The organism is Phormidium sp. FACHB-592 (assembly GCF_014695795.1).
In the GTDB taxonomy this organism is placed as follows: domain Bacteria; phylum Cyanobacteriota; class Cyanobacteriia; order Leptolyngbyales; family Leptolyngbyaceae; genus Stenomitos.
Map to the genome: position 1 here is coordinate 15,120 of NZ_JACJOZ010000108.1, position 12,422 is coordinate 27,541.

Genomic DNA, 12,422 nt, shown 5'->3' on the forward strand with positions numbered 1-12,422 from the left:
ACACTTTTATCTTTTGCTGGGTGCTAGTGTAACAACAGTTATGAGGTAGTACGTTTGTTTGGTTGTCAACCCATACTGATCGAATCAAACCCAGTCTTGGAGTTCGTTTGTAGTGAAGCAAATAAGCTCACAAACCAGGGCCTTTATTACGCTCGGCAGTGGTATTTCAAGACGGGCAAATATGTCAGTAAGTTTGACCTAAACTACCAGTACAAACCGAGCAAGCATTTTGCCGCGTTAGCAGCACAGGCAGCGCAGCAGGTATTAGGCTCAGTCTACGAAGCGTTCAAGTCCTACCGTGAGCTATTGAAGCTCTGGAGAGCGGGTGAGCTAGCCGATAAGCCCAAGTTGCCCAACTACCGGACGAAAGGTGGTTTAGCGGTTGTCTCGTACCCCAAACAGGCAATCAAGCTAGTTGATGGGCAGGTACGTTTACCGTTAGGCAATCAAATCAAGGCGTGGTTTGACTTGGATTGCTTCATGGTGCCAATGCCAAGCAACCTGAAGTTTAAGGACATTAAGGAAGTGCGGCTACTGCCACGCAACGGGTGCTTCTACGCTGAGTTTGTCTACCGTCTGCCTCAGTTCAAGGTTGAGGTTGATTTCAGTAAGGCGTTGGGGATTGATTCTGGCTTGCATAACTGGCTGACGTGTATCTCCAATATAGGCACTAGCTTTATTGTGGATGGCTTGCAGCTCAAGTCGGTGAACCGCTGGTATAACAAGCAGATTTCAACCGTGAAGGAAGGTCAGCCGCAAGGTTTCTGGTCGAAGCGCTTAGCAGGCATCACCGAAACACGCAACCGACAAATGCGCGATGCCATTAATAAAGCAGCACGATTAGTGCTTGACCACTGCCTTGAGCATAGTATCGGTACGGTCGTGTTTGGGTGGAACAAGGGGCAAAGACAAGCAGTCAATTTGGGGCATCAGACCAACCAAAAGTTTGTGCAGATTCCCACAGCGCGACTCAAAGACCGTATCGCTCAACTGTGTGAGCAGTACGGCTTGCAGTTCGTGGAAACAGAGGAATCGTACACTTCAAAAGCTTCGTTTGTGGATGGCGATCAGCTACCTGTTTTCGGTGCAAAACCCGAAGGGTGGCAAGCTTCTGGCAAGCGAACGAAGCGCGGTTTGTACCGTACCGCAATGAACTGGTACATCAACGCCGATTGCAACGGCGCTGCCAACATTCTGCGTAAAGTAGCGACGATGCTTGGACTTGATCTGAGCGGAGTTGGTAGGGGGTCTTTGACTGCCCCCACTCGGATGCAAGTCTGGGTGACAGCTAAAAGGAGACGTGAAGCGGCATCTCTTCAGAGTGCCGCGTAACATCCGTTTAGAATCCCCGCGCATTGATGCCGGGGAGTAGTCAATCTTGCAGAGTCAGCACGAGCCGCCGCTGACTTTTCACGTGAAAAGACGCTACGTCATTTAGGTGCAGCGATCGCCAACGCGCTGAACTAACAGACACAAGCACCAACGCCCTACTTAAAACGCAGTTCACAGGGTCGCTTTCTGGCAAACCATAGTAGAGAGCGCGAGCTTTTGCGTGTGCAACCCACAATTCTGCAAGGCAAAGTGATCAAAAGTGCCGCCTGCGTGTATAGTTGTCCCAAGTCGTCCCGTTTTACCCCGGAACATCCCCAACGTAACCTTGAATGTCCCAGAGTTTCCCATTCCGTCCCAAGTGTGGCTTCAAATTCCCCAATCAAACCCAGTCTGTCCCAGATAAGCCCAAGCTTGCCCTTAACTGTCCCGGGCTGAACCACAAAGCCTGTTGAATCATTAGGAGTTTCCATGCCTGAACCACGTGAACCAGTCCCTGTACTACTCGCAATCGACAACGGGTTGTCAGAAACAAAAGCCTTTTGGAATGTCGCTGGTGAACCTGTCCAACTCATGCGGCTGTCACCAGAAATTATTGAAGTACAGAGCGAAAACCTCTTGGAGTCTGGGTTGCTCGGCGGTCGTCCAGAAGACAATGCCTTAATTGAAATCATAGACGGGCGGCTCTTTGCTGTTGGTAAGCAAGCACGAGACTTGCGAGGCAAAAGCCCAGTCGAAGAGACTAAATACCAAATGAGTGTGTATAAGATTCTGGCGACGGTAGGTGCAATCGCTACCAGGTTGGGTGTGACACGGCTTGAACTCACTATCGCCACCCTGCTACCGTTCAGTGAGTACCAGGACAGGAAAGAGTTTATTGAGCTGCTCAAGGAGCAACTGAGAGAGTTTAATTTTCGGAAAACACCGATTCGGTGCAAAATCGAGAGCGTAGCTGTAAAGCCTGAAGGGGCAGGCATTTCAATTAGCTACATGCATAGGGAAGCTAACTTTAAAGATCAGAACACCCTGGTACTTATGGTGGGACACCGTGACGCCTCTCTACTACCGTTTGAAGAAGGCAAGCCTCTTACCGGTATGGGTGACCAGTTAGGTGATCAACTCGGGTTTCTCGAACTGCAAAAACAAGTAGTGACCCGTGCCGCCTTAAACCTGAGTGCACGGAACCAGGTAAGGCTACCGGAATACTTGTTCCGCGCGAAGGCAGAACCTGAGTACATTCAGCGCATTGCTGAAATGGCTGTAACAGGAACTGAGATCAAGAAAAAAGTGGCTCGTCTCCAAGAAGCCATTACAGCGAGTCAGAAATGGTACATCAGCACTCTCACCCACTGGATCAAAGCGACACTGGGTCCCTTCCTGTCCACTGTTGATCGTGTGATCATTTCAGGAGGCACTGCGCTTTACCTACAAGAAGACCTTGTTGAGTTCTTTAGCGCCTTGCCCAGATTGCATGACCCAGACAGCATTATTTGGGGTGGCTTGGAGTCTCAAGCAGAGATCGAAGCATGGTTAGGCTCCGAAATTGACACGGAGCTAGCTGTGAGACTGGCGGATGTCTACGGTTTATATGTTGATACAATGGCCCGCTTCCCCAATTTAGGGCCTGGGGAAACGGAGTCAGCAACCGAGTTAGACGAAAGTGAAGAAAGCCTCGCTGTAGCAACTACAAGCGAAGAGTTGACTGACACCGAACCCACGAACGGCAAAGCTAAAGCTGGGTCAAGAAGACAAGCTAAGGACGTCAAACTCCCAGTAGTTCCAAAGCAAAGACAAGGCGCTGCTAAACGGAGTTAATATGCCGAACGAAAACGGGCAAGCACCCAAGGACAACCGACTCAGGTTAAGACTGCAGTCCGGCACCATGCTGGAGCAGACAGTCAACAGACTTAAAGATGACGGCAGAGACAAGGAAAGGCAGCGTCTTGAAGCAGCGATCTGTGCCTTCTGGGCACCTTATGCCTACCAGGACTCAGAGACCTTACAGGAAGTAGCACTGCAATCAATCCTCGATCTCAGTGACCAAATTCTAGAGATTGCCCTACTCGCCAACCTCCCGATCGACCACCTCGATCCAATGCGGTTGAAGGCGAATGCTGTTAGTCTCAAACAACTGCTTAAAAATTCGGCGGCAGCGACAAGCAGTACCGAAAGCAAGGTCACAATCGGCACTCAGGCAAAACCACCCCAGCCGACTAGTGAGCCAACTAACGTAAAACAAAATAGCAGTAGAGCCACAAAACCAAGTGTGACCGCAAAACCAGAAAGAGAGAGCCTCTTTGACGACTAAGGTAAGCAAACCTCCTCCCCTTTTCTCATACACTCACCCTCCTGACAGGGTGAGTTTTTTATGAGCAACCGATGTCTTACCAACCCCTACACCAGAAATACCGACCACAAACATTAAAGCAACTCGTCGGGCAGGAGGTAATTGCCACCATGCTGGCTAACGCGCTCCGCCAGCAGCGCATTGCTCCGGCTTATTTATTCACAGGCGCACGCGGTACCGGCAAAACGTCGAGTGCTCGTATTTTGGCCAAGTCACTAAACTGCTTCAGCGCAAATGTGCCGACACCAGAACCCTGTGGCACCTGCTCAGCCTGTATCAGTATTACTAAAGGAGGCGCACTTGACGTTATTGAGATTGACGCGGCTAGTCATACCGGTGTCGACAATATACGTGAGCTCATTGAGCAGTCCCAATTCCAACCTATGCAGTACCGTTACAAGGTTTATTGCATAGACGAAACGCACATGCTAAGCAACGCGGCATCGAATGCGTTGCTGAAAACACTTGAAGAGCCACCCGAGCGCGTGGTGTTCGTGCTAGCAACTACAGACCCACAGAAATTGTTGCAGACGCTTATTTCGCGCTGTCAACAATTTGACTTCCAGCGGCTTCCGACCAGAGCCATTGCGCAGCACTTAAAACACATTGCGAACGCAGAAAGAATCGCCATCACAGACAGTGCTCTGATGCTCGTTGCTCAAATCGCTCAAGGCGGTTTACGAGACGCCGAAACGTTGTTAGACCAACTCAGTTTACTCAGTGAAGAAATCACACCCCAACACGTGTGGCAGGTAAGCGGTGGTCTCAGTGAACCAGACCTGCTGGAAGTCTTAAGCGCTATTCTGCAGCCAGAGCTCAGCCCACTTAACCCGTTACGACGGCTCTGCGACCAAGGACGGACACCCGTTGCCATTGTCGAAGGACTGCTACGCTTCCTCACTGACCTGCAACAGTTATGTACAACCGGGTCAAAAGAACGGTTGTACGCTAGTCTGCCAACTACCGTGGCGCAGCTCAGTATCTTAGCTAAAAGTGTGAGTGTCCCACAGCTGCAGCTACTCAGTGTGCACCTGTCCAGTGCGATCGGACTCATACGGCTAAGCAGTCAGCCAGTCGTCTGGTTAGAGCGTTGCATCCTTGACCTGGCAGTCAATGAACAAGTCACAGTCACAGCAGCAAAGAGCAGCAACCGCTTGTCTGACCTGGATGACCTGTGGCAACGTGTTGTAGAACACACACCGCCTAACCAGCACCGGCTCTTACAACCCATCAAGCTGGTGGAGCTACAGGAGCAAGTAGCGACGCTAGACGCTCCTACACCTGTTGCTTCAGCAACCGTAAAGGCGTACAGCAAAAACATTGAGAACGCCTTCAAAGCCTTGGGTTACTCTGTGGCACTTCGAGTGCGAACACAGGGCACAACCAGGGCTGTAAACAGCCATAAATAAGCAAGCTTCCTCCTTTTTCAACGTTGCTGCCCCTCTCTCCTGACATTGGGCAAATTTTCAGCCCAACACCATGCCGCCACAAAATGAAGCGAAACGGTCAGACGTAGTGTATGTAGACAGTGCAGCAGCGTTGCATCTCGCCGTCCATAAACTACGCCAAAGACCATTGTTTGAACCTCGGGCTGTCGACACAGAGACTACAGGTGCCAGACCATATTTTGACAGGCTCAAAGTTGTGCAAATCGCAGTCAGAGGTCTTCCCATTTACGTCCTTCAAATCGAAAGAATCCCTAAAAGCGACTGGGCGCCGCTACGGGAATATTTAGCAGAATCACGTCTGAATGTCCTCCAAAACGCCAAGTTTGATCTGAAAATGCTGTCTGCTGAAGACTTGCCTTTAAACGGCAGCATCAAGGACACTTGCCTCCGCTCGAAACTGCTGCATCTAGGGGATTCTGTCTACAACCACGACCTCGGATCAATCGTCTATGAGCACCTTAAGGTAAAGTTGGACAAAGATGAACAGAAAAAGTTTGTCGGTGATGAAAGCCGAGCACCCTTAACGACTGAGCAAATTACTTATTGCGCCGCAGACGTTGAGTTCCTTGAAGCACTAGTTGAGATTATTACAGCGAAGATCGAACGAAAGGATCAGTTTGAAGGAAGCAAAATTGTTGCCCGTGCTCAGCGAGAAGAGGGCTTTTTGCCGCTGCTAGCTGCACTAGAACTGAGGGGCTTCTCTGTTAATGAAGACGCACTCACAGAGCTAGAACAGGACGTAAAGCTCAGGCTTGAAACAATCGAGAAGGTTTTAGTTGGTCTTCTGAGACCCAACTTAAAGCAGTTGAAACTCAATTTCGGCAAACCTGTAGCGTTTATTCCCACAAAATTCACCGAGCAGGAATTACAAACAGCCTTTCAGCTTGAAGCTGGCACGGAAGCAGAGCTACTCAAAGGACTGGTGAAAATGCCGCAGATTGCGTTAGCGCTGGAGCACCGAGTCTTGCTCAAACAGCTGACACTGTGCCAACAAACTGTGGCAGGTGTCAATCCAGTCACAGGGAGATTGCACCCCCAACATAATCAGGTCGAAAAAATGAGTGGGGTTATGAGTGGTTCACGGACAAGAGTGGAACCACTGGAAAATTTGGCTCAGAGCTATTATAAAGTGCCGCTTTGTCTACTCCAAGTCAACCCGGGTCAAAAACTCCTTAGAGTTAGTTTCCCTGAACTCGAACTACGCTTGCTTGCGTTTTACAGTCAGGAGGCGCAACTACTAGAAGATTTTGCAAAGGGAGTGTCGCCTACCCGGAAACTAATGCAAGCACTAGCAGACGCAAACGTGAAATTAACGCCCTATGACAGGAAGCCTGTTGCAGGGGCTTTCTGGCACGGACTTGGCATTTTAAATATCAAACACTTTTACCTCCGTCAGTGGCTTTACGCGGAACGAGGGCTGATCTGCTCTCCTTCTGTAACGAAAACGGTTCAAAACTTATTGGCAAAGCTCTACCCAGGACTGAGCCGCTTCCACGCAGAGATTAACAAAAGACGTTACCGAGACCGATGCACCTTATTGGGCGGACTGCGGTGGTGGAAAGGAGCGTCTGATCGAGACGTGCGTCATTTCCTAGTGTGGGGTTCCTCGGACGAGGTCTTAAAAACGGCCGTTGGCACGGTAGAAGACTGTCCCGAAGGAACCAACCGCATTGTCTTTCTTAACCAAACAAGCTTCTATATTTCCAGTCCTGCAGACCAAAGTAAGGCTTTAGCAGAGCAACTAGAACTTCAACTAAGCGCTCAATTGACACAAACGTTGCCACAAATTGCGATCGCAGTGCAAGCCGAAATATTTCAAAATTGCAACCCGGCGTAAAAAATTTGTACCTCTCTCTTCCCCCCTCTCTTCGTAAACACAAGGTAGAAGGTTAACCGCAGCTTTCAAGGTAAAGCCAAAGTCATATCAGACCGACCCGCTTTGTCCCATGTCAGACCTGAAATACCCCGTGTTGTCCCAAGTCATCCCATTTTCTCCCATTCTGTCCCAAATTGACCCAGTAAGTCCTAAAGTTGCCTTAAATGCCCCAAAACTGACCTTGCCTGACCCATTCTGTCCCAAATTCGTCAAATCTTCTTATGAAACCAATTGGACATGCCCTGAGTGTACAGCTACTACAAAACGCTTTAGACCAAGAGCGAATCCACAATGCTTACCTGTTCGTTGGCAGCCAAGGCGTTGGCAAACGGACGCTAGCCCGCTGGCTTGCCGATCAGTTGCTGTATCTGCCCGGTCAACGACGCTTACTACTGGACGGACACCCAGACTTCTATACCCTGGAACCGCTTGACACTGAGACCGGCAAACGCGCTGTGATCAAAGTAGACGCGGTGCAGTCCCTCATTCGCTACTTACGTCAACAGCCGTTGGTCAGTAGTCGTAGTGTCATCTTGATTGACCAGGCGGAGACGCTGACAGTCAGTGCAGCCAACGCATTACTAAAAACTCTAGAAGAGCCGCGTAAAGCGGTGTTGCTATTGACTACAGACCAACTAGACGCAGTGGTCACAACAATCCGTTCGCGTTGCCAAACGTTCTACCTGCAGTCGCTTTCAGCGTCCGAGTGCCAGGCTGTGTTAGCACCCTATGTCACACCAGCACCGGCTGAGTTAGTAGCACTGGCACCCGGTCAACCAGGGCAAATCTTGCAGCATTGCCGAATGGTTAATGCACTGGCACCGATAAGCAGTGCTTTGGCACAAGGCGTGCGGTCACCCCATGAGTGTTTAGGACTAGCGCAAAGCCTCAAAGCACTGACGCAAACCCAACAGATGTGGCTCCTACAGTGGTGGCAGCGCTCACTGTTTGACCAGCCGCACCTGTTGGAATGCTTCGATCACGCGATCGCCCAGCTCCAGCAGTCCGTACAACCAGAGCTAGCTTGGGACGTGCTCTTGCTCCAACTGAACCGCAATGGGGTTTGGGCGGTGACCTTACCAGAGCCAGTAAGCCTGCACGCACCCATGCCAGTCACTGCCGAAGAAGCAGTAGAGCGGACCAAGCTAGCAAAAAGCCGTCAGGCTCAAAAGTCCAACGGCTCAAAGAAAACAAAAAGCATAGCAACAGTGATACCAGTTGACGTAGAACAGACAACAGCCACCTCAGACGTACAAACACCACAAACACCAGCCCTAAAACAGCTCACTCTATTCCCAAAGCGCACTGTTACTGGTAGCTCATAAAGCTGTGCTGCTCCCAGAACATAACGAGGCTGTTCAGGACACCCTGCAGATTGCCGTTCTGCAACTCTAGAGACACTCGATCCATATAACCTTCAACTTGTTGACGCTCGACCACCCCGCAATACGATATATAGCGTCTCAAGGCTTCCCGGTAGTCAGCAACGGCAGCAGCATACTCTCCCTGCCAATGTAGCAGGCGTGCCCGCTTCAAGTATGTGTCCACAGTGGGTTGAATCGTAATTAAGCTGCCCAAGTCAGCGATCGCTCGTTGAGGGCGTTGCTGAGAGTACAAAGCAGCGCGTGCCTGGTAAGCCTCAGCAAAGTTAGGGTCAAGACTAAGCGCTGTGCCAAAGTCTTGTAAAGCCCGTCCTGTTAACGGACTAACCCAAACGCCTTCCGTCAGAGCTGCAAAGGCCACACCACGGTGGTAGTAAGCCTCTGCCCAACGAGGACGTTCGTGAATTACAATATCGAGCGCTAGTTTTGCTTCCCAATAAGCTGGCTCCATAAGCATTTCCGGCGAGCCCGGCAGTGCGGGCATAGTGTTGACATAAAGCAGCTTGAGGGCACAGTTAAACCACATCCGTACCCCGTCTTCTAGCTCACTAACCTTTATAAACATAAGAACAGCCTCCTAATATTGATAAAACAGTACAAAATTACTAAGCTAAACAAGTTTACCTCAGCTTTCTAAGCGTGTCGTCGAACCGCAAAAAATTAGTCAGCAAAGCAAAAAGTTGCTCGCTGTAACGCCTTTCCTTCTCTTTCCTGCCCTTTCTCCCTTGCTTGTATCCGTTGTGAGGGCTGACGCCCCAGTGACACAACGTTCAGGAACAAACTTATCGCTATGCAAAAATGCACTCCCGCTCCCTCTGATTGCGACCCCCAAGCGTTCGCGTTGGCCCAAGACATTGTGTTGAATCCCACGATGGGAAAGACCACCGAGGAACTAGAAACAGCTCAGGCTCTCTACAAGCTGTACAACAGTCTAAGATATGGTTTTAAGACCCTGCTGACGAACTTTATCAATGATCGTCAGTACATGGCGGTACGCGATCAGCTGCCCCGTCGCTCCGACGAAAACGCGCCTTCAGCAATGGCTGAGTACAAGGAAGCTCGCAGACGTATGATCTATGCGCCTGTCAAAGCCGCAGTCGAGGCATATATGGAGCAAAACTTGCAAGCGGCAGGCACAGAGGCTGAGTTTCTCAAGAACTTTGGTGCCAATAGCGAACAAACGATCCGGGCTCTCATTGAGCGCCTGCTCGACCTTGCAGTGGAACGGTACTGGGTAGAAGTGCAGCTCAACCCTGACACTGAAAAGCGGCAGCCTGAAATCATTAAAGTCAAGCTAGAGGACGGTCGTCCGGTTGAGGTTAGCGAACAGGAGCAGCGAAAGCACATGCGACAGTGTTTGTTACGACTGAATCAACAAGAACTCGAAGCGAGACAGCGCCAATTCGGCAATCGCTCGAATACTCATAAAGAGAGCCACATTGACACAGTCATGGCGAGAGGTGGACCCGTCGCTCAACCTGGTGCGTCTAACTTCGTCGTTACAGAGCAATCAGGTGTGGGGCAGTACTGTGTGCTGCTGCTGGACTTTAATACGAGTGAGTGGGAGTGCTTGGCACGCCTTCGCAACCAACAAAGCAGCTTTACCTACGCTGACGAACAACGGAAAGCAGCACCTCAAGGAGTGCTCATTCGAGCCTTTCGGGACGCACAAAACGAGTTCCCCTTAGGGACGGTTGGAGCGTTGCAAGACATAGACTGCAAGTGGCGCAAGCCGCTCCAAATCCCGCACCTTCAAGCACGCGAAGGACAAGCGCCTGTGCTGGTGTCATTCATGGACACCAAACGGATTGAGGGCACCTGGTACATGAACGCTCTAACTGAAATGCTGGAGGAGTACAAAGTGCAGTTTCACCGCAAATCTGAGGCTACCGTCACTATTGCGGAGTAGCCAACTCCGCAATTACACAAACGGTCACAACCAGCCCAGTTGCAAACTTCTGCGTTCTCGCTGCTAGTAAAAACTAACTCTTCTAGTCAAGCTAGAGGGGTTGGTTTTTCGCCGCCGCCGCCGCCGCACTCTTTCCTTCTCGCGCCTGCTCACTTCTGCAAGTACGGAACAAACACAACCAAACCACAGCCCATGAACAGCCTCAACCAGCATTCACTCATTGAAATCGTGAACCAAAGCGGTGCCACCTCGACACACTCAAAACCTGCCTGGACAACCAGCGAACACCGTCAATGCAAACTCCCGAAACCGCTTTCAAAGACATGCCTGAATTTCCTGAGCGGACACAACGACCAGCAGCAACCGCGTCCCAGTGGGCACACTATGCACCAGTCAGAAAAGCAGGTTATGAGTGTTCTACTCAAGGTGATCGCCGCTTCAGTGCCCTCTATGCAAAGCTGAGCGACGGACGGACGATTGAAGAGGCGTGTCAACTGGACGTAAAGGGGTACCGAGTGCAAGGCAATGACTGGCGCTTAGGGAAAGGCAAACTGCTGCTGAAACCAATGCCTATAGAAGCATTGCATAGCCAGTACAAAAGTCTCTGGCAACGGTGGGCAACCGAGAACCCTGTGCTCATGGATACATTGACAACTGCAGCAGAAGGCAAAGTGCTGACTGACAAGTTTGCCCGTACACCCATTTCACAGGCACAGGTGCTGGCAGAACTGCTGTTCGTTCAGCAGTTAGACGCAGCTGAAGTCAGCGACCAAGCAACGGCTTCACCTGATCGTATCACCGCTCTAGAGCCATACCAAGTGTTTATGTTCGGCGGCAACACTCAGGGACGGCACGGTAAAGGAGCTGCCCTCCAAGCCATGAAGTTCGGTGCAGAATACGGCAACCCATGTGGACGGCAGGGTCAAGCTTACGCGATTGTGACCAAAGATTTGACGAAGCCCAAAGAGCAGCAGTTACGCTCAGTCCCCTTAAACGAGATCGAGCAACAGATCAGTGTGTTCCTGGAACATGCGATCGCACACCCTAAGCATGAGTTTCTGGTCACTCGCTTCGGCTGCGAACTGGCAGGCTACTCAGAGACCGAAATAGGCGGACTGTGGGTTGGGAAAGCAGTGCCCACAAATGTGAAACTGCCCCAAGCCTTTCTTAACATCGTGCAGGCAGCAGCTCTAGAGCCAGCGATCGCACCAAAAACACCAACCACAAAAGGAGTAGAGACAGTGGTACCTAAACCAACAACACTCGTTGTCATTTCAGGTGGACAAACCGGAGCGGACATAGGTGGACTGAAGGCAGCCCATGCATTAGGGCTTCAGACAGGCGGCGTTGCCCCTTACGGCTGGTTAGTCGAGTGCTGTGCCCGATTTCCCAATGGCACAAATCCCCGTTTGGCTGATTATGGCTTGGTTGAAGGTCCGTGCGGTAATAGTGCCGGTCACACGTACATACTCCGCACTGAACTCAATGTAAAGCAATCAGACGGCACCCTAGTTCTGGGCAGCATTGACCCTAAACAGGACAAAGGCACTTTTCGCACTGTAGAGCTGGCTGACAAGCATAGGAAACCCTGCCTGCACCTTAGTACCGCCAACTTGTTCAAGCACCCTAACGAGTCCGTACAACGGATTAAAGACTGGGTTTTAGATGAGGGCGTTCAAACGCTAAACGTCGCTGGCAATCGCGAATCCAAGTGCCCTGGATTAGAAGACAGAGTGGAGACCGTGCTGAAAGTTGCACTGGCAGAAATCGTAAGAGTAAGGTCAGAGCTTGCAATGAATTAAACAATGAATGGAGACAACATGGTGCCCTTCAATTAAGTCAGTCAAGCCATTCAGTCTTTTTGTGACACAGAAACCTTCAGACATGTGATCGACCCAGAAGACTTCGACACCCCAGACGCAATCCGTGTTGCGGAGGGTGGTTGTCTCATGGTTGCCTGCGCCCTACAAGACAGTCTTGACGTTGGCATGGTTTGCCTTGTGATCAGTACTGATTTAACGTGAGTTCGACGGGGTTAGAAGACAACCGGAGGCAGTGCAGGCAAGCCTTTGCACTCCAAGTTCAAGGAGGGTTTTTTCTCCTGATAGGTATACGCAATTAAGCCTGCCAG

9 protein-coding genes are annotated in these 12,422 nt (G+C 50.7%); 8 read left to right on the forward strand and 1 reads right to left on the reverse strand.

What is annotated here, in order from left to right; all coding sequences use genetic code 11:
• Positions 1-54 precede the first annotated feature (54 nt).
• The 6 genes from H6F86_RS31080 (at position 55) to H6F86_RS31105 (ending at position 8,325) form a co-directional block, all read left to right on the forward strand.
• Positions 55-1,332 (forward strand): RNA-guided endonuclease TnpB family protein, encoded by a 1,278-nt coding sequence (locus H6F86_RS31080; RefSeq protein ID WP_190455620.1) that lies wholly within the window; start codon positions 55-57, stop codon positions 1,330-1,332.
• Positions 1,333-1,800: 468 nt separating this feature from the next.
• Positions 1,801-3,144 (forward strand): ParM/StbA family protein, encoded by a 1,344-nt coding sequence (locus H6F86_RS31085; protein ID WP_190455623.1) that lies wholly within the window; start codon positions 1,801-1,803, stop codon positions 3,142-3,144.
• A 1-nt stretch (position 3,145) separates the two neighbouring features.
• Entirely contained in the window at positions 3,146-3,637 is a 492-nt protein-coding gene (locus tag H6F86_RS31090; RefSeq protein WP_190455628.1) for a hypothetical protein, read from the forward strand.
• Between the two features lie 71 nt (positions 3,638-3,708).
• Complete coding sequence (gene dnaX / locus H6F86_RS31095) at positions 3,709-5,085, forward strand: DNA polymerase III subunit gamma/tau (RefSeq protein WP_190455631.1); 1,377 nt, start codon at positions 3,709-3,711, stop codon at positions 5,083-5,085.
• Positions 5,086-5,155: 70 nt separating this feature from the next.
• Positions 5,156-6,961, forward strand: a complete 1,806-nt coding sequence (locus H6F86_RS31100; RefSeq protein ID WP_190455634.1) for a DNA polymerase — start codon at positions 5,156-5,158, stop codon at positions 6,959-6,961.
• A 260-nt stretch (positions 6,962-7,221) separates the two neighbouring features.
• Complete coding sequence (locus tag H6F86_RS31105; protein WP_190455637.1) at positions 7,222-8,325, forward strand: AAA family ATPase; 1,104 nt, start codon at positions 7,222-7,224, stop codon at positions 8,323-8,325.
• Here H6F86_RS31105 and H6F86_RS31110 read toward each other — a convergent pair.
• The gene (locus tag H6F86_RS31110; RefSeq protein WP_190455640.1) at positions 8,309-8,947 is read right to left on the reverse strand and encodes a hypothetical protein; all 639 of its coding nucleotides are present in this window, start codon (positions 8,945-8,947) and stop codon (positions 8,309-8,311) included. The genes H6F86_RS31105 and H6F86_RS31110 overlap by 17 nt on opposite strands.
• Before the next feature lie 225 nt (positions 8,948-9,172).
• Here H6F86_RS31110 and H6F86_RS31115 point away from each other — a divergent pair, with 225 nt between their 5' ends.
• The gene (locus H6F86_RS31115) at positions 9,173-10,291 is read left to right on the forward strand and encodes a hypothetical protein (RefSeq protein ID WP_190455645.1); all 1,119 of its coding nucleotides are present in this window, start codon (positions 9,173-9,175) and stop codon (positions 10,289-10,291) included.
• A 293-nt stretch (positions 10,292-10,584) separates the two neighbouring features.
• Complete coding sequence (locus tag H6F86_RS31120) at positions 10,585-12,093, forward strand: putative molybdenum carrier protein (protein ID WP_190455648.1); 1,509 nt, start codon at positions 10,585-10,587, stop codon at positions 12,091-12,093.
• The last annotated feature ends 329 nt before the right edge of the window (positions 12,094-12,422 follow it).